Annotated in this window: 21 protein-coding genes; 11 read left to right on the top strand and 10 right to left on the bottom strand. The window is 66.4% G+C overall.

Annotated elements, in window-relative coordinates; genetic code table 11:
- Window positions 1-5 precede the first annotated feature (5 nt).
- Window positions 6-683, top strand: a complete 678-nt coding sequence (locus MG068_RS16425) for a response regulator transcription factor (protein ID WP_005410804.1) — start codon at window positions 6-8, stop codon at window positions 681-683.
- Window positions 646-2,013 carry a sensor histidine kinase gene (locus MG068_RS16420; protein WP_032128829.1) on the top strand — a complete coding sequence of 456 codons (1,368 nt, stop codon included), beginning with the start codon at window positions 646-648 and terminating at the stop codon, window positions 2,011-2,013. Before MG068_RS16425 ends, MG068_RS16420 begins: the two co-directional genes overlap by 38 nt.
- Before the next feature lie 162 nt (window positions 2,014-2,175).
- On the opposite strand, the gene coaE is transcribed toward MG068_RS16420, so the two are convergent.
- Genes coaE through MG068_RS16405 form a run of 3 tightly spaced genes read right to left on the bottom strand, consistent with a single transcriptional unit; the run spans window position 2,176 to window position 4,930 of the window.
- Window positions 2,176-2,787 carry a dephospho-CoA kinase gene (gene coaE, locus MG068_RS16415; protein ID WP_132810682.1) on the bottom strand — a complete coding sequence of 204 codons (612 nt, stop codon included), beginning with the start codon at window positions 2,785-2,787 and terminating at the stop codon, window positions 2,176-2,178.
- 11 nt (window positions 2,788-2,798) lie between these two features.
- Window positions 2,799-3,662 (bottom strand): prepilin peptidase, encoded by an 864-nt coding sequence (locus MG068_RS16410; protein WP_032128827.1) that lies wholly within the window; start codon window positions 3,660-3,662, stop codon window positions 2,799-2,801.
- A gap of 8 nt (window positions 3,663-3,670) precedes the next feature.
- On the bottom strand, window positions 3,671-4,930 hold the full coding sequence (locus tag MG068_RS16405; RefSeq protein ID WP_132810681.1) for a type II secretion system F family protein: 1,260 nt from the start codon (window positions 4,928-4,930) through the stop codon (window positions 3,671-3,673).
- Window positions 4,931-5,290: 360 nt separating this feature from the next.
- On the opposite strand from MG068_RS16405, the gene MG068_RS16400 reads away from it, so the two are divergent.
- Window positions 5,291-5,734: a pilin gene (locus MG068_RS16400; RefSeq protein ID WP_132810680.1), complete on the top strand. Its 444-nt coding sequence runs from the start codon at window positions 5,291-5,293 to the stop codon at window positions 5,732-5,734.
- A 290-nt stretch (window positions 5,735-6,024) separates the two neighbouring features.
- On the top strand, window positions 6,025-7,752 hold the full coding sequence (gene pilB / locus MG068_RS16395) for a type IV-A pilus assembly ATPase PilB (protein ID WP_132810679.1): 1,728 nt from the start codon (window positions 6,025-6,027) through the stop codon (window positions 7,750-7,752).
- Between the two features lie 226 nt (window positions 7,753-7,978).
- On the opposite strand, the gene MG068_RS16390 is transcribed toward pilB, so the two are convergent.
- Complete coding sequence (locus MG068_RS16390) at window positions 7,979-9,352, bottom strand: sigma-54-dependent transcriptional regulator (RefSeq protein ID WP_032128822.1); 1,374 nt, start codon at window positions 9,350-9,352, stop codon at window positions 7,979-7,981.
- 60 nt (window positions 9,353-9,412) lie between these two features.
- The gene (locus MG068_RS16385; RefSeq protein ID WP_049401617.1) at window positions 9,413-11,026 is read right to left on the bottom strand and encodes a sensor histidine kinase; all 1,614 of its coding nucleotides are present in this window, start codon (window positions 11,024-11,026) and stop codon (window positions 9,413-9,415) included.
- Between the two features lie 405 nt (window positions 11,027-11,431).
- Here MG068_RS16385 and sucC point away from each other — a divergent pair, with 405 nt between their 5' ends.
- The 3 genes from sucC to MG068_RS16370 all read left to right on the top strand — a co-directional run bounded on the left by sucC (window position 11,432) and on the right by MG068_RS16370 (window position 15,356).
- Window positions 11,432-12,601 (top strand): ADP-forming succinate--CoA ligase subunit beta, encoded by a 1,170-nt coding sequence (gene sucC / locus MG068_RS16380; RefSeq protein WP_004154430.1) that lies wholly within the window; start codon window positions 11,432-11,434, stop codon window positions 12,599-12,601.
- Window positions 12,602-12,621: 20 nt separating this feature from the next.
- Window positions 12,622-13,497: a succinate--CoA ligase subunit alpha gene (gene sucD, locus MG068_RS16375; RefSeq protein ID WP_005410793.1), complete on the top strand. Its 876-nt coding sequence runs from the start codon at window positions 12,622-12,624 to the stop codon at window positions 13,495-13,497.
- A gap of 224 nt (window positions 13,498-13,721) precedes the next feature.
- Window positions 13,722-15,356, top strand: coding sequence for an NAD+ synthase (locus MG068_RS16370; protein ID WP_132810678.1), 1,635 nt, complete (start codon window positions 13,722-13,724; stop codon window positions 15,354-15,356).
- 491 nt (window positions 15,357-15,847) lie between these two features.
- On the opposite strand, the gene MG068_RS16365 is transcribed toward MG068_RS16370, so the two are convergent.
- Both MG068_RS16365 and MG068_RS16360 read right to left on the bottom strand, forming a co-directional pair.
- The gene (locus MG068_RS16365; RefSeq protein WP_132810677.1) at window positions 15,848-17,050 is read right to left on the bottom strand and encodes a lipase family protein; all 1,203 of its coding nucleotides are present in this window, start codon (window positions 17,048-17,050) and stop codon (window positions 15,848-15,850) included.
- Between the two features lie 190 nt (window positions 17,051-17,240).
- Entirely contained in the window at window positions 17,241-18,128 is an 888-nt protein-coding gene (locus MG068_RS16360; RefSeq protein ID WP_029379759.1) for an outer membrane protein assembly factor BamD, read from the bottom strand.
- A 113-nt stretch (window positions 18,129-18,241) separates the two neighbouring features.
- Here MG068_RS16360 and rluD point away from each other — a divergent pair, with 113 nt between their 5' ends.
- The 4 genes from rluD to MG068_RS16340 are packed head-to-tail and all read left to right on the top strand — an operon-like array spanning window position 18,242 to window position 20,940.
- Window positions 18,242-19,231 (top strand): 23S rRNA pseudouridine(1911/1915/1917) synthase RluD, encoded by a 990-nt coding sequence (gene rluD, locus MG068_RS16355; protein WP_080291790.1) that lies wholly within the window; start codon window positions 18,242-18,244, stop codon window positions 19,229-19,231.
- On the top strand, window positions 19,231-20,001 hold the full coding sequence (gene pgeF / locus MG068_RS16350; RefSeq protein WP_132810676.1) for a peptidoglycan editing factor PgeF: 771 nt from the start codon (window positions 19,231-19,233) through the stop codon (window positions 19,999-20,001). Before rluD ends, pgeF begins: the two co-directional genes overlap by 1 nt.
- 20 nt (window positions 20,002-20,021) lie before the next feature.
- The gene (locus MG068_RS16345) at window positions 20,022-20,528 is read left to right on the top strand and encodes a DUF4166 domain-containing protein (protein WP_132811151.1); all 507 of its coding nucleotides are present in this window, start codon (window positions 20,022-20,024) and stop codon (window positions 20,526-20,528) included.
- The gene (locus tag MG068_RS16340) at window positions 20,503-20,940 is read left to right on the top strand and encodes a thiol-disulfide oxidoreductase DCC family protein (RefSeq protein ID WP_132810675.1); all 438 of its coding nucleotides are present in this window, start codon (window positions 20,503-20,505) and stop codon (window positions 20,938-20,940) included. The genes MG068_RS16345 and MG068_RS16340 overlap by 26 nt, the downstream gene beginning before the upstream one ends.
- A 70-nt stretch (window positions 20,941-21,010) precedes the next feature.
- Here the strand turns inward: MG068_RS16340 and otsA are convergent, their stop codons facing one another.
- Genes otsA through otsB form a run of 3 tightly spaced genes read right to left on the bottom strand, consistent with a single transcriptional unit; the run spans window position 21,011 to window position 24,951 of the window.
- Window positions 21,011-22,375: an alpha,alpha-trehalose-phosphate synthase (UDP-forming) gene (otsA, locus tag MG068_RS16335; RefSeq protein WP_132810674.1), complete on the bottom strand. Its 1,365-nt coding sequence runs from the start codon at window positions 22,373-22,375 to the stop codon at window positions 21,011-21,013.
- Window positions 22,372-24,153 (bottom strand): glycoside hydrolase family 15 protein, encoded by a 1,782-nt coding sequence (locus tag MG068_RS16330; protein ID WP_132810673.1) that lies wholly within the window; start codon window positions 24,151-24,153, stop codon window positions 22,372-22,374. Before MG068_RS16330 ends, otsA begins: the two co-directional genes overlap by 4 nt.
- A 39-nt stretch (window positions 24,154-24,192) precedes the next feature.
- Window positions 24,193-24,951: a trehalose-phosphatase gene (gene otsB / locus MG068_RS16325; RefSeq protein WP_032128814.1), complete on the bottom strand. Its 759-nt coding sequence runs from the start codon at window positions 24,949-24,951 to the stop codon at window positions 24,193-24,195.
- Window positions 24,952-25,063: the final 112 nt, after the last annotated feature.

Genomic DNA, 25,063 nt, shown 5'->3' with positions numbered 1-25,063 from the left:
TGACAGTGAGAATCCTGGTAATCGAAGACAACAGCGACATTGCGGCCAACCTGGGCGACTACCTGGAGGACCGGGGCCACACCGTGGACTTCGCGGCTGACGGGGTTACCGGTCTGCACCTGGCCGTGGTGCACGAGTTCGACGCGATCGTGCTGGATCTCAATCTGCCAGGCATGGACGGCATCGAGGTCTGCCGCAAGTTGCGCAATGAAGCGCGCAAGCAGACCCCGGTACTGATGCTCACCGCCCGCGATTCACTGGACAACAAGCTGGCCGGCTTCGATTCCGGCGCGGACGACTACCTGATCAAGCCGTTCGCGCTGCAGGAAGTGGAAGTGCGTCTGAACGCCCTGTCGCGACGCGGCAAGGGCGTGCAGACCCGCGTGCTGGAAACCGGCGATCTGGAATACAACCTGGATACGCTGGAAGTGCGCCGCCAGGGCAAGCTGCTGCAGCTCAACCCGACCGCACTGAAGATCCTGCAGGCGCTGATGGAAGCGGCCCCGGCCGTGGTGACCCGCCAGGAGCTGGAAACCCGTGTGTGGGGTGAAGAACTGCCCGATTCGGATTCCCTGCGCGTGCACATCCATGGCCTGCGTGCGGTGGTCGACAAGCCGTTTGAAGTGCCGCTGATCCAGACCCGCCATGGCATCGGATACCGCATCGCCACCCCGGAAGCCTGATTCGGTGGCAACCAAGGGGGAGCGCCGGCGCACGCCTTATCGGCGGCGCCTGCGCAGCCGCATCATCGTTTCGTTCGTGTTGTTGGGCTTCTGCCTGACGACACTGTTTGCGTTCGCCACCAACTGGGCCCGCCTGCGCGTGGAAAACCAGCTGGTGGAAGAGCTGATGAACCGCAACATCGACGAGTATGCGCGCCGCTATTACGAGCACCCCGGGCATAACCCGGACGCACCGGTGCTGCAGATCAAGGCCTATGCCTATTCGAAGGACAAGTTCGACCGGGTGCGCGAAGAGCGCGCGCAGTGGGCGGGCTTCTCCGATGGCATCCACAGCGTCAGCGGCGATGAGCACGGCGAGCCGTACTCCTACAAGCTGGCCGTGCGCAAGACGCCCGACGCCTGGTTCTTCCTCGCCTATGACATGACCGACAGCGTGCGCGGTGGCAAGCAGCTCAACCGCGCGCTGGTACTGTCGGTGCTGGTGTTCAGCGTGCTGTCGCTGGTGCTGGGTTGGTGGTCGGCCTCGAAGGTGATGAAGCCGGTGTCGGATCTGGCCGCGCGGCTGCGTGCCTATCGCGGCGGCACCAGTGATCCCGAGCCGTTGGCGCCACGCTTTCCCGACGACGAAGTGGGGCAGCTGGCCCAGGCGCTGGACGACTATTCCTCGCGGCTGACCGAAGTGGTGCAGCGCGACCGTGAATTCAATGCAGACGTCAGCCACGAGCTGCGCACGCCGCTGGCGGTGATCCGTGGCGCCACCGAGCTGCTGCTGACCCGGCCCGGCCTGGACGAGAAGGTGCTGCAGCGCCTGCAGCGCATCCAGCGCGCCGAACAGCAGTGCAGCGATCTGATCGGCGCGCTGCTGCTGCTGTCGCGCAACGAGCGCGGGCAGGGCACCAGCAACGTCGCCCGCGTGGCCGAGCAGCTGCTGGACGCACACCGTGCGCAGCTGGGGGGCAAGCCGCTGGAGCTGCTGCTGGAAGGTGAGCGCAATCTGGTGATCGACGCGCCCGAGGCGGCGTTGTCGGTGGCACTGGGCAACCTGATCGGCAACGCGGTGAAGTACTCGCAGGACGGCGAGGTGCGCGTGTTCGTCGGCACCAACTCGGTGTCGGTAACCGACAGTGGCCCGGGCCTGAGCGAGGAAGACGCGGCCAAGCTGTTCCAGCGTGGCTACCGCGGCACGCATGCCGGCCACTCGCAGGGCGGCGGTATCGGCCTGTCGATCGTCAGCCGCCTGTGCGATCTGTACGGCTGGCAGGTAAGCGTGCGCCCCGGCGGCCAGCGAGGCGTGATCGCCACCCTGACGTTCTCGCCGAAGCCGTTGTAAGCGGTAGGTGCCGACCTTGGTCGGCACAAACCCTGCCGACCTTGCATCGCGCCCTGTCCCGCTTGTGCCACCACCGTGATCGCTGCCGCGCCCCGCGCGTGTAGATCCACGCCATGCGTGGATGCGCTTTGGTAGTGCCGGCCGCTGGCCGGCAACCAGGCCTCAGCCCCCGGCCAACCCCAGATACCGCGCATGCAGCTGTTCCACCTGCACCTGCAGGTCCTCCGGCTGCCCATCATTGACCACCACGTCATCGGCCAGCGCCAACCGCTGTGCGCGGCTGGCCTGCGCAGCAATCATCCGGTCGGCCAGCGCGGCATCAATGCTATCGCGCTGCATCAGCCGCGCATGCTGCACGGCTTCGGGCGCATCCACCAGCAACACCCGGTCCAGCCACGGGTAGGCTTTCTGCCCGCCCACCTCGGTCAGCAGCGGAATCGCGGCAATCGCATAGGGGCCCTCAGCCTGCTCGCACTGCTGCTGCATCAGCCGACGGATGGCGGGGTGGGTGATGGCTTCCAGCGCCGTCCGCTCGGCCGGATCGGCAAACACGTGGGCGCGCAGGCGCCCCCGGTCCAGGCTGCCATCGGCCAGCAGCATGTCGGCGCCGAAACGCTCGGCGATACGGGCCAGCGCCGGGCTGCCGGCAGCCACCACGGCCCGTGCGGCCAGATCGGCGTCGGCCACCACGATCCCCAGCGCCTCAAAGCGCCGGGTCACCTCGCTCTTGCCGGAGGCGATGCCTCCGGTCAGGCCAACCACATAGCGGCTCATGGGGACTCCCCTCAGCGCAGCCCGCTCATCACCAGGTACTGCTCCACCAGTGGCGCACCCCACATGAAGTACAGCCAGCCGGCGATGGCCAGGTACGGCCCGAACGGGATGGGCGTGGCGCGGTCACGGCCGCGGCTGTACAGCCAGATCGAGCCGATGATGGCGCCCAGCACCGACGACAGCAGGATGATCGGCAGGATGCCCTTCAGACCACACCAGGCGCCCAGGGCCGCCAGCAGCTTGAAGTCGCCGTGGCCCATGCCTTCCTTGCCGGTCAGCTGCTTGAACAGCCACCAGACCGTCCACAGCGACAGGTAACCCACCGCCGCACCCACCAGGGCGGGCTTGGCTGGCATGTAGAGGTTGTCGATGCTGCCTATCAGCCCCAGCCACATCAGCGGCAGGGTCAACTGGTCGGGCAGCAGCTGCGTTCGCAGGTCGATGCCGGACAGGGCGATCAGGAAGCAGGTCAGCACGATGGCGCCGAAGCCCTGCCAGCCGAAGCCGAACTGCCAGACGCAGGCCAGCACCAGCACCGAGGTCAGCGCCTCCACCAGCGGGTACTGCAGCGAGATCGGCGCCTTGCAGTGGCGGCACTTGCCGCCCTGGATGATCCAGCTGAACAGCGGGATATTCTCGTACCAGCTCAGCTTGTGCTTGCAGTGCGGGCAGTGCGACGGCTCCACCACGATCCCCGGTGGGGGTGGTTCATAGAAGTCCGGTTCCTCCAGGACCTCGCGCGCATCGCGCTTCCACTGCCACTCCAGCCGCTTGGGCAGGCGCAGGATGACCACGTTCAGGAAACTGCCCAGCAGCAGTCCCAGGGCGGCCGCGGCGGGGTAGCCGAGGCCGGGGTGCTGGTCGAGAAATGCCATTGATACCTTTAGCCGACGACGGCGCCGAGTTTGAAGATGGGCAGGTACATCGCGATGACCAAGCCACCGACAATGGTACCAATGAACACCATGATCATCGGTTCCAGCAGGCTGCTCAAGGCATCCACGGCATTGTTCACTTCCTGCTCGTAGTATTCAGCCACCTTGAACAGCATGGCGTCCAGGGCGCCCGCCTCTTCGCCGATGCCGGTCATCTGGATGACCATGTGCGGGAACAGGTTCAGCTGCTTCATGGCCATGTTGACCGGATAGCCCACCGAGACGTCGTCGCGCATGCGCAGGACCGCTTCGCCATAGACCTTGTTGCCGGTGGCGCCAGCCACGATGCCCAGCGCCTCCACCAGCGGCACGCCGGCCTTGAAGGTCACAGCCGTGGTGCGGGCGAAACGGGCAATCGAGCTGTTATGCATGATCTGGCCGATCACCGGCACCTTCAGGACCAGCCGGTCGACCGTGTGCTGCATCTTCTCCGAACGCCGGTAGGTCATGGCGATGGCCACCACCGCTCCGATCACGACGATGGCTATCAGCCACCACCACGACACCATGAAGCGGGACAGGTTGACCACCATCTGGGTGAAGGCCGGCAGGTCGGCACCGAAACTCTTGAAGACCTCCTCGAATTGCGGCACGACCCAGACCAGCAGGACAGTGCTGACCAGGAAGGCCACCACCAGCACCATGGCCGGGTAGAACAGGGCCTTCTTGATCTTGCCCTTCAGCGCCTCGATGTTCTCCTTGTAGGAGGCGATCGTATCCAGCACCGTTTCCAGTACACCGGCGCTTTCACCGGCGCGTACCAGGTTGCGGTAGAGCTCGTCGAACTGGACAGGGTGACGGCTGATCGCCTCGTTCAGAGAAGAGCCGCCCTCGATGTCGGCGCGGATCCCGTCCACCATCTTCTTCATGCGCGGGTTCTTGTGCCCGCTGCCGATGATCTCCAGCGCCGACACGATCGGCACGCCGGATTTCATCATCGTGGCCATTTGCCGGCTGAAGAACGCAATGTCCTTAGCGCCCACGGGCTTGCCGGCCGCGCCGAACAGTGGCTTCGGCTTCGGCTTCACTTGGCCGGGATTGATTCCCTGCTTGCGTAATTCGGCGCGCAGCAGATTGGCGTTCTTGGCCAACTGCTCGCCCTTCATCTTGATACCCCGCTTGTCGGTCCCCTCCCAGACAAACGGCTGCAGCTCCATGGTGCTACGCGCCACGGGCTCTTTCTTGATCGCACTGCGACTGACAGACATGTTGGCTCCCCAAGGCCCGCCATCCCCAGGCGGGCATCCTGACCGGCGATGGTAGCCGGTTCAGGGCCGTCCGGGGAGCCTGCTGGCGTGACGCCGCGCAGGGTTTTCGACCTGACGAGACGAAAGGTGACGTACCGCGTCACATTGCCGCGTCCATCGCAGATTCGCTTCTGGGGGGTTCCCATCCGCGAAATTGCTGCCATCATTGGCGCGGGGAAATCGGGGAGACGCTGCCATGGGAGATTGGCACGTAACCTGCGTTGATCCACCCGCGGGGACGGGCAGCCTGCTCATCCGGTCATCTGGCCGGCCGGCCGCCACCCCGACATCAACCACCACTTATCTTGGGGATGTACCACCATGAAGAACCAGAAGGGCTTCACCCTGATCGAACTGATGATCGTCGTTGCGATCATCGCCATCCTGGCTGCCATCGCGCTGCCGGCTTACTCGAACTACACCAAGAAGGCCAAGGTCTCGGAAGTGATCCTGGCGGCTTCTTCGCTGCGTACCGACGTGTCGGAATACGTGGCCAGCAACAATTCGCTGCCGCCGACAACTTGGAAGCCGGACTTCCAGCAGACTCAGTACGTGGATAAGCTGGAATGGAATGGTAAGTCCATCGTTGCTACTGCTAAGGGCGTTGGCGACGACCTCATCGATAAGAAGACCATTACGCTGACCCCGACGGGTGACGGAAAGAATGGCGTTGTGCCGAGCTGGAGCTGCGGCGGTTCGATTGATGCCAAGTATCGTCCGGGTTCTTGCCAGGCGCCTGCTGGCGAAGAAGAAACCAAGGAGTGATCCCTTAATTGGTATCGCGTTCTAGGGACAGGGGGCTAATGGCTCCCTGTTCTTTTTTGGGCATTGGCCATTCTGCTGTTCGCTGTCGATCTAAAATCCCGGCGTAGCTAAGGTCCTCTTTCTCGACGTAGACCGGTATTTTCAAGTGACCATGAATGGCGACAACGTCAACGGAGCAGCATTTAATCGCAGCTCTTGTAACTGGGCCCTAAAACGCCAGAGATGAATTCCTGGGAGTACTTTCAGGAGCCTAGGTTTGATTGCTCCAGACTGAGGGCTTTGAGGAAAATATGAGCACTCTTTCCACCCCCAATCTCGTAGGCATCACCGGCCTGGCCCGCCGCCTGGTCCAGGACGGCGCGCTGGACGAGGCCTCCGCCCGCGACGCCATGGCCAAGGCCACGGCCGCCCGCCAGCCGCTGCCTACGTGGTTCGCGCAGAACAAGCTGGTCAGTGCCTCGCAGCTCGCCGCCGCCAACGCGGTCGAGTTCGGCATGCCCTTGTTCGACGTGTCTACGTTCGACGCCAGCCAGAACGCCATGAGCCTGGTCAGCGAGGAACTGCTGCGCAAACACAACGTCCTGCCGCTGTTCAAGCGCGGTGGCAAGCTGTTCGTGGGTACCAGCAATCCAACCCATGCACTGGACGAGATCAAGTTCCACACCAATCTGGTGGTGGAGCCGATCCTGGTGGATGAAGACCAGATCCGCCGCACGCTGGAGCAGTGGCACGCCAGCCACGACACCATCGGCGATGCGCTGGGCGGCGACGACGAGGGCATGGCCAACCTCGACGTTGGACTGGGCGACGAAGACAACGCGGGGGGCGACTCCGGCATCGACGCCAAGGGCGACGACACCCCGGTGGTGAAGTTCGTCAACAAGGTGCTGGTCGATGCCATCCGCAAGGGCGCATCGGACATCCACTTCGAGCCCTACGAAGACGATTACCGCGTGCGCTTGCGTATCGACGGTCTGCTGAAGATGGTGGCGCGCGCGCCGGTGAAGTTGAACCAGCGCATCGCCGCGCGCCTGAAGGTGATGGCGCAGCTGGATATCGCCGAGAAGCGCGTGCCGCAGGACGGCCGCATCAAGCTGAACCTGTCCAAGACCAAGCAGATCGACTTCCGCGTCAGTACGCTGCCGACCCTGTTCGGTGAAAAGGTGGTGCTGCGTATTCTCGATGGCAGCGCGGCCAAGCTGGGCATCGACAAGCTGGGCTACGAGCCGGACCAGCAGAAGCTGTTCCACGACGCCATCCACAAGCCGTACGGCATGGTGCTGGTGACCGGCCCGACCGGCTCGGGCAAAACCGTGTCGCTGTATACCGCGCTGGGCATCCTCAACGATGAGACGCGCAACATCTCCACCGCCGAAGACCCGGTGGAAATCCGCTTGCCCGGCGTCAACCAGGTGCAGCAGAACAACAAGCGCGGCATGACCTTCGCTGCAGCGCTGCGCTCGTTCCTGCGACAGGATCCGGACATCATCATGGTCGGCGAAATCCGCGACCTGGAGACGGCCGAGATTGCGATCAAGGCGGCGCAGACCGGCCACATGGTGCTGTCCACGCTGCATACCAACGATGCGCCGCAGACCATCGCGCGTCTGATGAACATGGGCATCGCGCCGTACAACATCACCAGCTCGGTGACGCTGGTGATCGCCCAGCGCCTGGCGCGCCGGTTGTGCGGCAACTGCAAGCGACCGGCGAACCTGCCGGAGCACGCGCTGCTGGCCGAGGGCTTCACCCAGGCGCAGCTGGATGCGGGCATCCAGTTGTACGAGGCGGTGGGCTGCGATGAGTGCACCGAGGGCTACAAGGGCCGAACCGGTATCTACCAGGTGATGCCGATGACCGATGAGATCGCCACGATCGTGCTGGCCGGCGGCAACGCGCTGCAGATTGCCGAGGCGGCGCAGCAGATCGGGGTGAATGACCTGCGGCAGTCGGCGTTGAAGAAGGCGGCAGCGGGTGTGACCAGCCTGGCCGAGATCAATCGCGTTACCAAGGATTGAGGTAGATCCACGCCATGCGTGGATGCCGCGATGCATGAGGTTGCCGGCCAGCGGCCGGCACTACCGCGTTTGGTGGGTGTATCCACGCCATGCGTGGATGATGCGATGCATGGGGGTTGCCGGCCAGCGGCCGGCACTACCGCGTTGGTGGTGGATCCACGCCATGCGTGGATGGCGCGGCGGCGCACGCCAACCAAGGTTGGCGCCTACCAGGGCCGTTCGGCCCTTACTCCATCCCCAGCTTCTTCAGCTTGTAGCGCAGCGCGCGGAAGGTAATCCCCAGCTGCGCAGCCGTGCGGGTCTTGTTCCAGCGGTTCTCTTCCAGCGCGCGCTGGATGGCGCTGCGCTCCAGCTGCTCGATGTACGAGGGCAGGGCGGCACCGCCCGGCTGCAGGTCGGCCACGGCTTCGGCGGGAGCAGCGCCGCCGGGCGCACGTGGGGCGTGCTGCGGCAGGCGCAGGTCGTCGGCACCAATGCGGTCTTCTTCGGCCAGTGCCAGCGCGCGCTCCAGAATGTTCTCCAGCTCGCGCACATTGCCCGGGAACGCGTAGTGGGCCAGCGCTTCCAGCGCCGATGGCGCCAGCAGCGGTGTGGCACGGCCGTGGCTGCGGGCCAGCCGCGCCAGCACGGCGGCAGCCAGTTCCGGCAGGTCCTGGCGGCGCTCGCGCAGCGGCGGCACCTTCAGTTCAATCACGTTGATGCGGTAGTACAGGTCGTGGCGGAAGCGCCCGTCCTCGACCAGCTCGGCCAGGTCACGGTGCGTGGCCGAGAGAATGCGCACGTCCACCGGTTCTTCGTTGGCCGCACCCACCGCACGTACCGACTTTTCCTGGATGGCACGCAACAGCTTCACCTGCATCTGCAGCGGCAGCTCGGCCACTTCGTCCAGGAACAGGGTGCCGCCATGTGCAGCCTGGAACAGGCCCGGCTTGTCGGCATGGGCGCCGCTGAAGCTGCCTTTGCGATGGCCGAAGAACTCGCTCTCCATCAGCTCGCCGGGAATGGCACCGCAGTTGACCGGCACGAACGGACCAGCCGCACGCGCGCCCTGGGCGTGGATGGTGCGCGCGACCAGTTCCTTGCCCACGCCCGATTCACCGAGGATGTAGACCGGCGCCTGGCTGCGCGCGACCTTGCCGATGGTGGTGCGCAGAACGTCCATGGCCGGCGAAGCGCCGAGCAGGCGTGCAGCCTGTTCGGTGGCGGGGCCGGGCGCAGGGCGTTCGGTGTTGTTGAGTTCCAGCGCGTGCTTGACCAGGCCGCGCAGCACCGAGATGTCCACCGGCTTGCTGACGAAGTCGAAGGCGCCGGCCTTCAGCGCTTCCACGGCCAGGTCCATGCTGCCGAATGCGGTGATCATCGCCACCGGTGTGCGCGGGTAGTGCTGGGCGATCTCGCTGACCAGCTCGATGCCGTTGCCATCCGGAAGGCGCATGTCGGTGATGCACAGGTCGTACGGGTTGCTGGCCAGCAGCTCGCGCGCTTCGGCCAGGTTGGCGGCAGTACTGATGCGCAGCCCCATGCGGCCGAGGGTCAGTACCAGCAGTTCGCGGATGTCGCGTTCATCGTCGACGACGAGGGCGCTGCGGGTTTCGTTCATGGGCGTGAAAGATAAACGAGGGGGCTGGAAGCGACAAATGTTTGACGCACAGATTTGGAATCAGGTGGGCAACAGCGTGTGCGGGCCGGGCAGCACCAGGCGGAAGCACGAGCCTCCTGCCGGCACCGGGATGTAGTCGAGCCGTGCCTGGTTGGCGCGGCACAACTCGCGGGCGATATACAGGCCCAGCCCGGTGCCATGCTCGGAGGTGGTGAAGAACGGACGGAACAGCTGTGCGGCCACGCTCTCGGGAATGCCGGGGCCACGGTCCATCACGTCGATCACCGCGCTGCGCTCGTGCTGCGCCACGCGCAGGCGTACGCGTGCCGGCTGCTGGCCGATGCGGCCGTATTTCAGTGCGTTGTGCACCAGCACGGTGAGCACCTGGTACAGGTGTTTGCTGTCGACCTGCGCCATCACCGCCGTGTCGCTGATGATCGGTTCGATGCTGTCGGTTTCCAGCGTCTGGCCCTGCTTGTACTCCAGCACGAAGCGGCGCACGAAGGCGACCAGGTCGACGTTCTCGGGTGTGGCGCGCTCGCGCCGTGCCAGCCCCAGCACGCTCTCGACGATGCCGTTGGTGCGCTGGCATTGCTGGCGGATGATCTGCAGCAGGCGGCGGTCGCTTTCGTTGAAACCGGTGCCTTCCTCCAGCAGCTGCACGGCGTAGTTGATCGCCGCCAGCGGATTGCGGATTTCATGGGCGAGGCTGGCCGAGAAGCGGCCCATCGCCGACAGGGTGAGCGATTCGGCGCGCCGAGAGACCACGCTGGAGTCGTCCAGGAATACCAGCGCCAGTTCGCTGCCGGCCAGCAGGCGGGCGAAGCGCGGTTGCACTTCCGGCTGGTCGGGGTTGAGCTGCAGCGGCAGTTCGTCCTGCGCCCAGCCGTTGCGCCAGCGCTGCAGACGGCGCGCCAGTTCCGGCGCGGCACTGGCCAGATCCAGGCGTCCCGTCTCACCGATGCCGTCGTTGTCGCCGAGCAGCATCGAGGCCGCTTCGTTGGCCAGGGTGATGCGGTTGTCGGCATCCACCACCAGCACGCCGGTACGCATGCGGCGGATGATCAGTTCGTTGATCTGGAACAGGTTGGCTACTTCGTCGCCGCGCTGGTTGGCCAGCTGCTGGTTGCGGCGCGCGCGGTTGCCCACCTGGTAGCTGATGAAGGCCAGCGCCAGGTAGCTGGTGGCGAACATGGCCAGCTCGGCCAGCGTGCGGGTGGGGTCACCGCCTTCGAGCACCTTCCAGAGGTATTCGGTACCGGTGGCCAGGCTGGCAGCAACCGCCAGGCCTAGGCCCCAGCTCAGCGGCAGCAGGGTGGCGGCGGCGGCGATGTTGAACAGCAGCGACATCGAGATGCCGGCGCTGGCACCGGGCAGGGCATGCGCCAGCAAGGTGGCGGCGATGATGTCCACCAGCACGCTGCTGACCACGATCGGGCGCAGCCAGCGTTCGTTGCGGCCGATCGCCAGGGCCAGCAGCGACAGCAGCAGATAGATCGCCGCGACGGTATCGGCCAGACGCGGGTGATGGGCCTCGCCGACCATGCCGGACAGGGGGCTGTAGAGCAGGCCGGCGATGACCGCGGCGATCAGCACCCGGTACAGCGCGAAGAAGTACAGCTCACGCCGCGGAATCGATTCGATGCGGTCGATCAATGAAGCACTGGGTGACACGCCGGAACTCCCCTTCTGGCTGCCTGGGTCTGGAATCTGCGGCGGCCCTGCCTGGCATCCCCTGAAGCCGGGCGGGTTCGTCGCTTCTATGTGGCCCGCGGTGGAAGCTGCCGGGCAAGCCCGACACTACACACCTTGGTTGACCAGTATAGGGCCCCCGGCAGGACGCCGCCGGAGCCGCCCGGATCGCGCATTTGGCCTGCCGTGGATACCGGTGGTCAGCGCCGGCCCGGGCGCAACTGCCTGAATGGCGGTGGAAATCTGGCCGGGTGCGGCGTTTTGTACAGACTTCTTTGCGCCCCGGCGCTGGCTCGGCCACAATAGTGGGCCCGCCGCGGTCCATGCCGGCGCCCCGCCGGGGCCCTGAGGAATTGCGTGCGGTCGTTCCTATTCCCACGGTGACGCATGAATTTCCACGAATACCAGTCAAAACAACTGCTTGCCGAGTACGGCATCCCGGTCCCGGCCGGCAAGGTCGCTGCGACCCCGGACGAAGCGGTTGCCGCTGCCAACTCCCTGGGCCAGGGCCCCTGGATGGTCAAGGCGCAGATCCACGCTGGCGGCCGCGGCAAGGCTGGCGGCGTCAAGTTCTGCAAGACCACCGACGACGTGAAGGCCGCTGCGGCCAAGATGCTCGGCACCAAGATGGCCACCTACCAGACCGCTGGCGTTGAACTGCCGGTCAACCTGGTGCTGGTGACCACCGCCGGCGAGATCGTCAAGGAACTGTACCTGTCGGTGCTGGTCGACCGTGGCACCAAGACCATCACCTACATCGCCTCTTCGGAAGGCGGCGTGGAGATCGAGCAGGTCGCCGCTGAAACCCCGGAGCTGATCCACTCGCTGAACGTCGACTTCGTCGAAGGCGTGCAGGGTTACCACGGCCGTGATTTCGGCTTCAAGCTGGGCCTGACCGCCAAGCAGGCCGGCCAGTTCGCCAGCATCATGGTGAACCTGTACCGCCTGTTCAACGAAAAGGACCTGGCCCTGGTTGAAATCAACCCGCTGGCCATCCTGGACGACGGCAACCTGTACGCGCTGGACGGCAAGTTCGACAGCGACGACAACGCCGCGTTCCGCCAGAAGGCCCTGGTCGCCATGCGCGACAAGACCCAGGAAGATCCGACCGAAGTGATCGCTTCGGAGCTGGACATCAACTACGTCACCATGGACGGCAACATCGGCTGCATGGTCAACGGCGCAGGCCTGGCCATGGCCACCATGGACGTCATCAAGCTCAACGGCGGCGAGCCGGCGAACTTCCTGGACGTGGGCGGCGGTGCCAACAAGCAGCGCGTCATCGAAGCGTTCAAGCTGATCCTGTCCTCGGACAAGGTTGAAGGCATCTTCGTCAACATCTTCGGCGGCATCGTCCGCTGCGACATGATTGCCGAAGGCATCATCGCCGCCGTGAAGGAAGTGGGCGTCAAGGTTCCGGTCGTGGTGCGCCTGGAAGGCACCAACGTGGAAGAAGGCAAGCAGCTGCTGCGTGACAGCGGCATGGCCATCATCCCGGCTGACAACATCAACGATGGCGCCAAGAAGATCGTTGAAGCTGTCAAGAACGCTGCCTGATTCGACACCAAGGAATTCCCATGTCTGTTTTGATTAACAAGAACACCAAGGTGATCGTGCAGGGCTTCACCGGCCAGCAGGGCACCTTCCACGCCACTCAGATGATCGAGTACGGCACCCAGGTTGTTGGCGGCGTGACCCCGGGCAAGGGTGGCACCACCCACATCGACCTGCCGGTCTTCAACACCGTTGCCGACGCCGTGCAGAGCACCGGCGCCAACGCTTCGGTCATCTACGTGCCGCCGCCGTACGCGGCCGACGCGATCCTGGAAGCCGCTGCTGCCGGCATCAAGGTCATCGTCTGCATCACCGAAGGCATCCCGGTGCTGGACATGCTGCGCGTCAAGAACGTGCTGACCCGTTCGCATCCGGACACCGTGCTGATCGGGCCGAACTGCCCGGGCGTCATCACCCCGGGTGAGTGCAAGATCGGCATCATGCCGGGCCACATCCACCAGCCGGGCAAGATCGGCATCGTGTCGCGTTCGGGCACCCTGACCTATGAAGCGGTCAAGCAGACCACTGAAGTCGGCCTGGGCCAGTCCACCTGCATCGGCATCGGTGGTGACCCGATCAACGGCCTGAACTTCGTCGACTGCCTGAAGCTGTTCAACGAAGACCCGCAGACCGAAGGCATCATCATGGTTGGCGAAATCGGCGGTGACGCTGAAGAAGCCGGCGCCGAGTACATCAAGAACCACGTGAAGAAGCCGGTCGTCGGTTTCATCGCCGGTGCGTCGGCTCCGGCCGGCAAGCGCATGGGCCACGCCGGTGCGATCGCCTCGGGCGGCAAGGGCACTGCCGAAGGCAAGTTCGCCGCCATGGAAGCTGCCGGTGTTGTCACCGTCCGCTCGCCGGGCGACCTGGGCGCTGCCATCGCCAAGCTGGTGAAATAAGACCGCTTGTGTAGAGTCGAGCCATGCTCGACTGACGCTCTTGCTTCAAACAGAAAGGCCGCCTCCGGGCGGCCTTTCTGCGTCTGGTGCCCTGACCATCCCGGTAACCCCATCCACGCATGGCGTGGATCTACTGAGCCGGGGCTGTCCACGCAGTGAGCGCGCCCGGCGCGCGCATGGCGCAGCGCTACAATGGGCACATTGCAACCACAGGCTGGATTCCCATGGCTTCGATCCGCATCGCGATGGCGCAGTTCGACTTCCCGGTCGGCGATGTCGCCGGCAACACCGAGCGCATCATCGAGATGATCGGCCAGGCGCGCGACGAGTACGGCGCCGAGCTGGTGATGTTCCCCGAGCTGGCGGTGAGTGGTTATCCGCCGGAAGACCTGCTGCTGCGCCCGGGCTTCCTGTACGAGTGCGAGCAGGCGATGGCCCGCATCGCTGCTGCCTGCCGTGGCATCACCGCCGTGGTCGGTTGGCCGCAGGCGGCCGGTGCGGTGGTCTACAACGCCGCCAGCGTGCTGCGCGATGGCCTGGTCGAGCAGACCTACCGCAAGCGCGAGCTGCCCAACTATGCGGTGTTCGACGAGCGCCGCTACTTCGATGTCGATCCGGATGGCGGCAGCTGCGTGTTCGAGGTCAACGGCATTCCGGTCGGCCTGCTGATCTGCGAGGACCTGTGGTTCGCCGAGCCGCTGGCCGACACCGTGCGCGCCGGTGCGCAGCTGGTGGTGGTGCCGAATGCCTCGCCCTACGAGCGTGGCAAGCATGCCCAGCGCGATGCAGTGCTGGCCGCACGCACCCGTGAGAGCGGGGCGGCGATCGCCTACCTCAACGTGGTCGGTGGCCAGGACGCGCTGGTGTTCGACGGCGCCTCGGTGGTGGCCGATGGCGACGGTACCGTGCACCCGGCCGCCGCCGCCTTCGTCGACCAGTGGCTGGTGGTGGAGTACGACGGTGAAAGCCGCCGCTTCATGCCGCACGTGTGGATGGACGATGGCGACGAGAGCATGGACGCGCTGGCCTGGCGCGCAGTGACCCGTGGCATCCAGGACTACTGCCGCAAGAACGGCTTCAAGAAGGTGTGGCTGGGCCTGTCCGGCGGCATCGATTCGGCGCTGGTGCTGGCCATGGCCGTGGACGCGATGGGCGCGGAAAACGTCACCGCTGTGCGGTTGCCGTCGCGCTATACTGCGGGCCTGTCCAACGACCTGGCCGCCGAACAGTGCCAGGCATTGGGCGTGAAGCTGGAGGCGGTATCGATCGAGCCGGCGTTCAAGGGCCTGATGGAATCGCTGGCGCCGATGTTCGAAGGCACTGCGCCGGACGTGACCGAAGAGAACCTGCAGTCGCGCAGCCGTGGCGTGATCCTGATGGCGCTGGCCAACAAGTTCGGTGGCCTGTTGCTGACCACCGGCAACAAAAGCGAATACGCGGTGGGTTACGCCACCATCTACGGCGACATGTGCGGTGGCTATGCGCCGCTGAAGGACCTGTACAAGACCGAAGTGTTCGGGCTGTCGAAGTGGCGCAACACCGTGGGCGGCGCGCCGGTGATCCCACCGGCCGTGATCAGCCGCCCGCCGTCGGCCGAGCTGCGCGAGAACCAGCTGGACCAGGATTTGCTGCCGGCCTATGACGTGCTGGACGGCATCCTGTACCGCTACATCGACCAGGAGCAGTCGCGCACGGAGATCGTTGCGGCCGGTTACGACGCGGCCGTGGTCGACCGGGTGCTGCGCCTGGTGCGCATCAGCGAGTGGAAGCGGCACCAGGCCGCGCCGGGGCCGAAGGTCTCGCGCCGGGCATTTGGCCGCGAGCGTCGTTACCCGATCAGCAACGGTTACAAGGGCTGAAGCTGCGCTTGGCGGGTAGTGCCGGCCGCTGGCCGGCAACCCGTATACCGCGCATCCACGCATGGCGTGGTTCTACTGCGTCCGGTAGTGCCGGCCGCTGGCCGGCAACCCCGTACACCGCGCATCCACGCATGGCGTGGCTCTACTGCGTCCGGTAGTGCCGGCCGCTGGCCGGCAACCCGTATACCGCGTATCCACGCATGGCGTGGATCTACTGCGTTCGGTAGTGCCGGCCGCTGGCCGGCAACCCCGCATACCGCGCATCCACGCATGGCGTGGATCTACTGCGTTCGGTAGTGCCGGCCGCTGGCCGGCAACCCCGCATACCGCGTATCCACGCATGGCGTGGCTCTACTGCGTTCGGTAGTGCCGGCCGCTGGCCGGCAACCCCGCATACCGCGCATCCACGCATGGCGTGGCTCTACTGCGTTCGGTAGTGCCGGCCGCTGGCCGGCAACCCCGCATACCGCGTATCCACGCATGGCGTGGATCTACCGGGCGTCCTCAAGCAACTGTTCGAGGCTGGCAGTTTCCGCAGCGTCGTTGAAGCGTCCGTCCCCCAGCCGTGCCCGCACAAACGCCAGGCCATCCGCCGCCGCCGCATCCAGCGTGCCGCGGTGGTCGACCGGGTAACGCCGGAACGCGACCGGCTCGCCTCGCAGGGCCAGGCCTGCGGCATACAGCAGGGTGGTCAGATAGGGCACATCGCGGTCCTCGCTGCCGTGGCCGAGCATCAGCGGTTGGCTGAAGCCGCGGCGCGGTACGCCGAGATAGTCGTACAGCACCGCCCAGATGCCCGGCACGCTGGTCAGCGGTGCAGTGAACATGCTGCCGGTATCCGCACCGTCCAGCGTGGTGGCCAATTCGCCCAGGCACTGTTCGCGTGCCACTGCCACGCGGGCGCGACCGGTGTCGCTGAGGACGCGGTCGATCTGTGGCGCAACCTGCAACAGACCGTCGAGCAGATACGCGTGATACGCGTTGAGCGCGCCAGGATTGGCGGTGCGGTTGTCCGGCTTCATCACCAGCGCGGTCAGCTCGACGGCGGTGGGCGTGCCGGTGGTGAAGCTGCCACGGTAGTGCAGGGAAGGACCACCATAGGTGGGCGCCAGATGCCCGGCTGTGAGGGCTGCAGCGCCACCCTGTGAATGACCAACAGAGACCCAGCGCGGCGACAGCGCTGCGTTGCCCAGGTACTGGCGGCTGGCCTTGACCAGGTCGATGGCATTGCGCGCGGCCGTGCGGACGTGCAGATAGGCATGCTCGCCGGGGCTGCCGAGCCCCTGGTAGTCCGCGGCGACCACCGCATAGCCCTGGGCCAGGAACTGATCGAGGAAGCGCCCGTCGCGTTCGGGTTGGTAGGGGCCGGACACCGAGGGCGCGCAGCGATCGGCGATGCCCTGGGTGCCATGTGCCCAGGACACCACCGGCCAGCCGCCCGCTGGAGCCGCGCCGGCGGGCAGGTACAGCAGGCCGGTGCCTTCGGCCAGCTGGCCGCGAAGATCCGGGGTGCGGTAGTGGAGCTTGTAGGCCTGCGCAGCCTTGGACGGCACCCATGACGCGCGATAGGGGGCAGCAGACAGCAGATCGCCCGGTGCACCCGGTGCGGCAGCGAGGGGGCCCGAGGACAGCGCCAGCAGGGCGGTGGCAAGGAGGCAGGCGAGGGGGCGGAAACGGCGGGGCGGTAGGGTCATGGGGCGCTCCTTCACGGCCGGGATGGCCGTTGCGCCGCAGTGTGGAGGGCGTCGCCGGAGCGGGATGCGACCGGCGTCGCATCCGCCGGGAATTCGTAGAATTCCTAGTGTCGTGGTCCATGGGCGTACGAACCATCCACGCATGGCGTGGATCTACCGACAAAGAAAAGGCCCCTTTCGGGGCCCTCTCTTACTTCTTTTCCAGTCGCGCGTTGCGCTGGCCGGTGCTGGCGGATTTCTCGCCGGCGAACGGGTTCAGCTTGCGGATCATCCACGGGTACTTCGGCCACTTGCCTTCCAGCCACGGGTGGTCCGGCTGGTTCAGCTGCAGGACGCGGCGGGCATCGTCGGCCAGGGTCTTGTTGCCCAGGTGGGTGTAGGAATCGGCCAGCACAGCCACGGCGTCGTACTGGAACGCGCTCTGCGGGTAGGTTTCCAGCAGGTAGTTGGCGCGGCCGGCGGCCGAGACCCAGGCGCCGCGGCGCATGTAGTACAGGGCGTTGTCCAGCTCATGCTGGGCGAACACGTCACGCAGCTCCAGCATGCGCTGGCGCGCATCGGCGGCGTAGCGGCTGTTGGGATAGCGGTCGACCACGATGTTGAAGTCCGAATACGCCTGGTGCGGCGTGGACAGGTCGCGACGGCTGGCATCCAGCGACCATACGCGGCGCAGGAAAACCGTACTGCGGTTGGAGTTGGCCAGGCCGCGCAGGTAGTACAGGTACGCGATGTTGCGATGGGTCGGGTAGGTACGGATGAAGCGGTCGATGCTGGACACCGCGTCATCGTGCTTGCCGGCCTTGTACTGGGCGTAGGCGGTCTCGATCATCGCCTGCTCGGTGTACGGACCGTACGGATACTGGGCCACCAGGCGGCGGAAGCTGGCTTCGGCGCCGCTCCAGTTGCCACCCTGCATCAGCTTGTGGCTCTTCTCGTACAACTGTTCGACCGGCGTCCCTTCATCGGGGCGATCGCCCTTCTTGGCACCACGGTGGCAGCCGGTGGCGGCGATGACCAGCACCAGCAGCAGGGCGGTGAGGCGGACGGGCGCGGAGAGCATGGCGGAGCGTCGGATCATGGGGTCGAGGCGGGACGCGGCTGGAATACGAAGGGTCGATGATAGCCTAGTGTCCTGTCCAGCGACTGAAACCGGCCGCCGGGACCCCAAAATTTCAAAGAATGCCCCCTGCCATGTCTGAACAACCCTCTGAATCGGCCCGCCAGGCCATCGTCCCCGACACTGCGGCCGGCCGTCGTTTCGACGCCGTGGTGGCCGAACTGTTCCCCGAATACTCGCGTTCGCGCCTGACCGAGTGGATCAAGGCCGGTGAGGTGCTGCTGGACGGCGCCCAGGTGCGCCCGCGCGATCCGCTGCGCGGCGGCGAGCTCGTGACCCTCAACGTGGTGCTCGAGACCCAGACCGACGCCCAGCCGGAGGACATCCCGCTGGACGTGCTGTTCGAGGACGAGCACCTGCTGGTGATCAACAAGCCGGTCGGCCTGGTGGTGCACCCGGGCGCGGGCAACCACAGCGGCACCCTGGTCAACGCCCTGCTGTTCCGCGACCCGTCGGTGGCGGTGCTGCCGCGCGCCGGCATCGTGCACCGCCTGGACAAGGACACCAGCGGCGTGATGGTGGTGGCCAAGACCCTGGAAGCGCAGACCGCACTGGTCGAGCAGCTGGCCGCGCGCGACGTGCACCGCCAGTACCTGGCCATCGTGATGGGTGCGCTGGTGGCCGGCGGTACCGCCGATGCCCCGATCGACCGCCACCCACGCGACCGCCTGAAGATGGCCGTGCGCGAGGACGGCAAGGAAGCGATCACCCATTACCGCCTGCGCGAGCGCTTCCGTGCGCACACTGCGCTGGAGTGCCGCCTGGAAACCGGCCGTACCCATCAGATCCGCGTGCACATGGCGCATGTGCGCCATCCGATCATCGGTGACCCGCTGTACGGCGGTGCGCTGAAGCTGCCCAAGGGCGCCAGCGATGAGCTGGTAGCCGCGCTGCGCGGCTTCAAGCGCCAGGCACTGCACGCCGAGACCCTGGAGTTCACGCACCCGATCACCGGTGAGCCGGTGCGCAACACCGCGCCGGTGCCGGACGACATGCTGCACCTGATGAAGGTGCTGCGCGAAGACAGCGAAGCCTTCGCCGCACGCGAGCGGGACCGCTGGTGATGGCCGCCGCGTTGCCTTTGCTGCAGGCGGACTGGCCGGCGCCTCGGGGCGTCCATGCGCTGACCACGCGTCGGCACGGTGCGGGCATTTCGCCGGCGCCGTTCGCGCAGTTCAACCTGGGCAACCGGCACGCGGCCGATGGTGATACCCCGGCCAACGTGGAGCACAACCGGCAGCTGCTGCAGCAGGGGCTGGCGCTGCCGTCGGCACCGCACTGGCTGCGCCAAGTGCACAGCAGTACCGTGCTGCGCTTCACAACGCCGCCGGTGCCAGGCGCAAGCGAACCGGTGGCCGACGCTGCGGTGACCTCGGTGCCCGGCGTGGTGCTGGCGATCCTGACCGCCGACTGCCTGCCGGTGGTGTTCGCCGCTGCCGACGGTAGCGAGGTGGGCGCCGCTCACGCTGGATGGCGCGGGCTGGCCGACGGCATGCTGGAGGCCACCGTGGCCGCCATGCAGACCCCGCCCGCGCAGCTTCGCGCGTGGCTGGGCCCGGCGGCCGGGCCGGCCGACTACGAGATCGGCGAAGAGGTCTTCCACGCCTTCGTCGGCCATGATCCGGCGGCCGAGGCGGCGTTTGTGGCGACACGCCCGGGGCACTGGAAGGTGGACCTGTTCGCCCTGGCACGTCAGCGCCTGCAGGCGGCGGGCATGGACCCGGCGCAGGTGTATGGCGGCACGGTGTCGACGATGGCCGATCCGGACCTGTATTCGCACCGGCGCGACCGTCGCACCGGGCGCATGGCGACCCTGGCCTGGATCGCGCCCTGACCACGCCGTTGTTCGCGCGCGTGCTGGGGCCGGCCTTCGCCACCCTGGCCGCGCCGGTGCAGGCGCTGCATGCCGCACCGTTGCCTTGCCGCTACGTGGGGCAGGCGCGCATCGTGAGAGGGCGACACTGGCTGGTGCCGCTGCTGGCCGCGTTGGCGCGGTTGCCGAAGGACGGTGAAGCGCTGCCCACCGAAGTGGCGTTCAGCGCACACGGGCAGGGCGAGCAATGGGCACGACGATTTGGTCGCTGGCCGATGGTGTCGCGGCTGTGGGTACACGAGGGCTGCCTGCGCGAGCAGCTGGGCGCGGTGCGCTTCGAATTTGATCTGCAGGCCCGCGAGGGTGGCATTGACTGGTCGGTGCGGCGGGTCTGGGCGTTCGGGCTGCTGCCGCTGCCGAGGCGCTGGTTTGGTGGTGTGCGTTGCCGCGAAGCCTGGCAGGGTGAGCGTTACACTTTCCTGGTCGATGTGACCTTGCCCTGGGCCGGAGCCCTGATCCGCTATGAAGGCTGGCTCGAACCGCAGTGATTCCGCCGCCGAGGCCGGCAGCGCGGTGATCGTGTTCGATGGCGTGTGCGCGCTGTGCAACCGCTGGGTGCGCTTCCTGCTGCGTTTCGACCGCAAGGGCCGCTACCGCTTTGCGGCGATGCAGGGCGCGCAGGGCAGTGCGATGTTGCGCGCGCATGGGCTGGACCCGCAGGACCCGATGTCGTTCCTGCTGCTGGACGAACAGGGCGCCTGGACCGATACCGATGCGATCCTTCGCGTGCTGGCGGGGCTGGGCGGCGTCTGGCGTCTGACCGGTGCATTGCGCGTGCTGCCGCGCAGCTGGCGTGATGCCGCGTACCGCGCGCTGGCTCGCAACCGCTACCGCTGGTTCGGGCGGCATGACGCCTGTTACCTGCCCGCACCGGAGCAGGCCGCGCGGTTCCTGGATTGAAGAAAAAGGGGACGGAGGGGATTAAGTCGTTTGTGCACAAACGACTTAATCCCCTCCGTCCCCTTTTCCCTCAACCTTCCAGCGCGTCCAGATAGCTGCGGCGCCAGTGGTTGATGTCGTAGGTGCGCAGGTGCTCCATCATTGCGTGCCAGCGTTCCTTGCGCCTGCGCAGCGACATCGTTGCCGCGGTGGCGATGGCGTCGGCCACGCCGTCCAGATCATGCGGGTTCACCAGCAGCGCCTGCTTGAGTTCGTCGGCGGCGCCGGCCAGCAGCGACAGCACCAGCACGCCGGGGTCTTCCGGGTCCTGCGACGCCACGTACTCCTTGGCTACCAGGTTCATGCCATCGCGCAGCGGAGTGACCAGGCCCACTGCCGCCGCCCGGTAGAAGCCGGTGAGGGTGGCGTGGGTGAAGTTCTGGTTGACGTAGCGCAGCGGCGTCCAGTCCGGTTCGGCGTGCCCACCGTTGATGTGCCCGGCGATCTGTTCCAGCTGGCTGCGCAGCTGCCGGTACTCGGTGACATCGCCGCGCGAGACCGGGGCGATCTGCAGGTAGGTCAGCGAGCCGCGCTGATCCGGATGCCGCTCCAGATAGCGCTCGAAGCCGAGGAAGCGCTCGGGCAGGCCCTTGGAGTAATCCAGGCGGTCAACGCCGATCGCCAGCTGGCGATCACGCAGGCTGGCGCGCAGGTTCTTTACGGCGGCCTTGGTGGCGGCGGTACCGGCCTGGCGCGCGATCAGCTCGGTGTCGATACCGATCGGGAACGCCGCCGCACGGAAGCGGCGCCCGCCCGGTGCTTCCAGCTCGCCGTTTTCGAGCACGCGGCCGCCGCCGAACAGGCGCAGGTAGGTCTGGAAGCGATCGGCGTCGCGCTGGGTCTGGAAGCCGACCAGATCGTAGGCGTACAGCGCGGAAAACAGCCGCAGGTGGTCGGGCATGGCCTGCAGCAGGTCGGCCGACGGCATCGGGATGTGCAGGAAGAAGCCGATGCGGCAGCCGATGCCACGCTCGCGCAGCAGCGCACCAAGCGGGATCAGGTGGTAGTCGTGGATCCAGACGATGTCGTCCTCGCGCAGCAGCGGCGCGAGCTTGTCGGCGAACAGCGCGTTGACCTTATGGTAGGTCTCGCGGGTGCCCCGGTCGTAGTCGACCAGATCCAGGCGGAAGTGCAGCAACGGCCAGAGGGTGCGATTGGCGAAACCGTTGTAGTAGCCATCCACCTCGCGCTTGCTCAGGTCCATGGTGACGTAGTCGATGTCACCGTCTTTCTGCCGGTGCAGCGTGCCGCTGCCTTCCTTCACCGTCTTGCCACTCCAGCCGAACCACAGGCCGCCGCGTTCCTTCAGGGCAGCCAGCAGGCCGACCGCCAGGCCGCCGGCGCGGTTCTCGCCGGGCACGGCCACACGGTTTGAGACCACGACCAGACGACTCACGATGCCTCCTGCCAGGACCGCGACAGGCGCATCGCGGCGGTGATCAGGCCGACGTGCGAATAGGTCTGCGGGAAATTGCCCCAGGCCTCGCCGCTGTCGAAGGCCAGATCCTCCGACAGCAGGCCCAGGTGGTTCCGCTGCTTCAGCAGCAGCTCGAACATCCCGCGTGCTTCATCCATGCGCCCGATCGCGGCCAGCGCGTCGATGTACCAGAAGGTGCAGATGGTGAAGCTGGTTTCCGGCTCACCGAAGTCATCCGGCGCGACATAGCGGTACAGCGAATTGCCATGCTTGAGGTCGCGGCCGATGGCATCGACGGTGGCGATGAAGCGGGCGTCCAGCGCGTCGATGAAGCCGATGTCGGCCAGCAGCAGCAACGAGGCATCCAGCCGATGGCCACCAAAGGTGTCGGTGAAGTGGCCCAGCTCTTCGCTCCAGGCCTCGGCCATGATGCGCGCATGGATGGTGTCGGCACGCTCACGCCAGTAGTGGGCACGATCATCGCGCTTCAGGCGTACGGCGATCTTGCACAGGCGGTCGCAGGCGGCCCAGCACATCGCGCTGGTGTAGGTGTGCACTTCGGTGCGGCCGCGGAATTCCCACAGGCCGGCATCGGGTACGTCGTGCAGGGCGAACGCCTGTTCACCCAAGGGTTCCAGGCGGGCGAAGGTGTGCGCATCGCCCGGGTCCTGCAGGCGGCGGTCGAAGAACAACTGGGTGGACGCCAGCACCACGCTGCCGTAGACATCGTGCTGGCGCTGCACCCAGGCCAGGTTGCCGCGCCGCACCGGGCCCATGCCACGGTAGCCGGACAGGCTGGGTACTTCGTCCTCGTCCAGCTTGGCCTCGAAGCCGATGCCATACAGCGGCTGCAACGTGCCGTCGGTGGTGGCCAGGTTGAAGATATAGCCGAGGAACTGTTCCATCGTGCGCGTTGCGCCGAGGCGGTTCAGTGCGCGCACCACGAACGCGGCATCACGCAGCCAGCAGTAACGGTAGTCCCAGTTGCGCACGCTGCCGGGCGCTTCCGGAATGGAGGTGGTCATCGCCGCGATGATCGCGCCGCTGTCCTCGTACTGGCACAGCTTCAGGGTGATCGCACTGCGGATCACCGCGTCCTGCCATTCCAGCGGAATGGACAGGTAGCGCACCCATTCGCGCCAGTAGTCGCGGGTGCGCTGGAAGGCTTCCTGCACATAGCCGCTGATCGAGCGGTTGAGCGATTCATCCACGCCAAGGATCAGGTGGATGGGGTGGTTGAGCACGAACGGCAGGCCATCGCGGATGAAGCGCACCGGCACATCGGTGGTCAGCCGCAGCACGTGTTCGGGCAGGATCCAGCGCACATGATTGCTGCCCCAGGTGGACTCGGGCACGCGTGCGCCCCAGTCCGCCAGCGGCCGTGCGCGCACGGTGATGCGTGGGCTGCCGGCCAGAGGGCGCACCTGGCGGATCAGGCTGACCGGGCGGTAGAAGCGGTCGTTCTGCCGCCAGCGCGGGGCGAAATCGAGAATTTCCAGTTCGCCGCCGTGCGCGTCGCGCAGCACGGTACGCAGGATCGCGGTGTTGGTCAGGTATTCCTGCTCGCTGCTCGCGAAGTCCTCCAGCTCGATGGCGAAGTCGCCACCGGTCTGCTGGTTGGGGCCGAGCAGGGCACAGAAGGTGGGGTCGCCGTCGAAGGTGGGCAGGCAGCTCCAGACAACGCGGGCACGTTTGTCGACCAGGGCGCCGAAGCTGCCGTTGCCGACCACGCCCAGATCAAGATCGGGTTGGGTCATCACGCGGTACATCTCGGTTGCGGCCGTGGGGTGGCCGGGTCAATAGGCATTCTCACGCAGCCAGGCGTGCACGCTGCGTATGTCGGGCAGCGCGAACACGGCTTTGCTGGGTTCCCGTTCGCCCACCAGTACGCTCCAGCCATGCTGGCCATTGGCGGCGTCGAAGCCGAACTCATCGGTCAGGTCATCGCCGAGGAACACCGGCAGGCGGCCGCGGAACGGCAGGTACTGCATCATCCGGCGCACGGCACGGCCCTTGTCGGTGCCGACGGGAACGAATTCGACCACATGGTCGCCGGGCTGCAGGCGGTAGCTGGCACGGCCACGCACATGGCGGTCGGCGAAGGCGCGCACATCACTTGCCGCGTGCGGCGCACCGCGCCAATGCAGCGCCAGGCCGACGCCCTTGTCTTCCACCAGCACGCCGGGATGGCCATGGGCGAAGCGCATCGCCTGCTGGTGCAGCGCGTGCAGCCACTCGGCGGTGTCGTCGTCGTGTTCGTCGCGCAGGACGCGACCGTCTTCGCCGCGCAGTTCGTGGCCATGCAGGCCGGCGGCGGGCAATTTCAGGGGAGCGAACAGTTGATCCAGCTGCTCAAGCGGGCGACCACTGACCAGTGCCACGGCACCTTCCAGGCGGTCGCTGATGCGGCCGATGGCTTCACGCACATCCGGCAGCAACTGCACGGCATCCGGGCGTGCAGCGAATTCGATCAGGGTGCCGTCGACATCGAGGAACAACGCGCAGGCGTCATCCAGCAATGGCGGTGGCGGACGCAGGGGGAGCGGTTCAGCCATGACGCCCAGCTTGCCAGCGCGGGCGTGTACGTGGGGTCGAGGGCAGGCTACGGATTGGGTAGTGCCGGCCGCTGACCGGCACCGTCATGGTCCCTGGATGCACCCTGAGGTT

The sequence above is a fragment of the Stenotrophomonas sp. ASS1 genome, from assembly GCF_004346925.1.
In the GTDB taxonomy this organism is placed as follows: domain Bacteria; phylum Pseudomonadota; class Gammaproteobacteria; order Xanthomonadales; family Xanthomonadaceae; genus Stenotrophomonas; species Stenotrophomonas maltophilia_A.
The sequence above is the reverse complement of the archived record's forward strand: the minus strand, read 5'-3'. Positions and strand labels throughout refer to the sequence as shown.

Excerpts from the sequence above, each read along its gene's own strand:
- MG068_RS16405 (WP_132810681.1), bottom strand. The coding sequence starts at position 4,930 with ATGTCTGTCAGTCGCAGTGCGATCAAGAAAGAGCCCGTGGCGCGTAGC.
- MG068_RS16390 (WP_032128822.1), bottom strand. The coding sequence starts at position 9,352 with ATGAACGAAACCCGCAGCGCCCTCGTCGTCGACGATGAACGCGACATC.
- sucC (WP_004154430.1), top strand. The coding sequence starts at position 11,432 with ATGAATTTCCACGAATACCAGTCAAAACAACTGCTTGCCGAGTACGGC.
- MG068_RS16330 (WP_132810673.1), bottom strand. The coding sequence starts at position 24,153 with ATGACCCAACCCGATCTTGATCTGGGCGTGGTCGGCAACGGCAGCTTC.
- MG068_RS16365 (WP_132810677.1), bottom strand. The coding sequence starts at position 17,050 with ATGACCCTACCGCCCCGCCGTTTCCGCCCCCTCGCCTGCCTCCTTGCC.
- pilB (WP_132810679.1), top strand. The coding sequence starts at position 6,025 with ATGAGCACTCTTTCCACCCCCAATCTCGTAGGCATCACCGGCCTGGCC.
- otsB (WP_032128814.1), bottom strand. The coding sequence starts at position 24,951 with ATGGCTGAACCGCTCCCCCTGCGTCCGCCACCGCCATTGCTGGATGAC.
- MG068_RS16360 (WP_029379759.1), bottom strand. The coding sequence starts at position 18,128 with ATGATCCGACGCTCCGCCATGCTCTCCGCGCCCGTCCGCCTCACCGCC.
- pgeF (WP_132810676.1), top strand. The coding sequence starts at position 19,231 with ATGGCCGCCGCGTTGCCTTTGCTGCAGGCGGACTGGCCGGCGCCTCGG.
- coaE (WP_132810682.1), bottom strand. The coding sequence starts at position 2,787 with ATGAGCCGCTATGTGGTTGGCCTGACCGGAGGCATCGCCTCCGGCAAG.
- MG068_RS16370 (WP_132810678.1), top strand. The coding sequence starts at position 13,722 with ATGGCTTCGATCCGCATCGCGATGGCGCAGTTCGACTTCCCGGTCGGC.
- sucD (WP_005410793.1), top strand. The coding sequence starts at position 12,622 with ATGTCTGTTTTGATTAACAAGAACACCAAGGTGATCGTGCAGGGCTTC.
- MG068_RS16340 (WP_132810675.1), top strand. The coding sequence starts at position 20,503 with ATGAAGGCTGGCTCGAACCGCAGTGATTCCGCCGCCGAGGCCGGCAGC.
- MG068_RS16410 (WP_032128827.1), bottom strand. The coding sequence starts at position 3,662 with ATGGCATTTCTCGACCAGCACCCCGGCCTCGGCTACCCCGCCGCGGCC.
- MG068_RS16400 (WP_132810680.1), top strand. The coding sequence starts at position 5,291 with ATGAAGAACCAGAAGGGCTTCACCCTGATCGAACTGATGATCGTCGTT.
- rluD (WP_080291790.1), top strand. The coding sequence starts at position 18,242 with ATGTCTGAACAACCCTCTGAATCGGCCCGCCAGGCCATCGTCCCCGAC.
- MG068_RS16420 (WP_032128829.1), top strand. The coding sequence starts at position 646 with ATGGCATCGGATACCGCATCGCCACCCCGGAAGCCTGATTCGGTGGCA.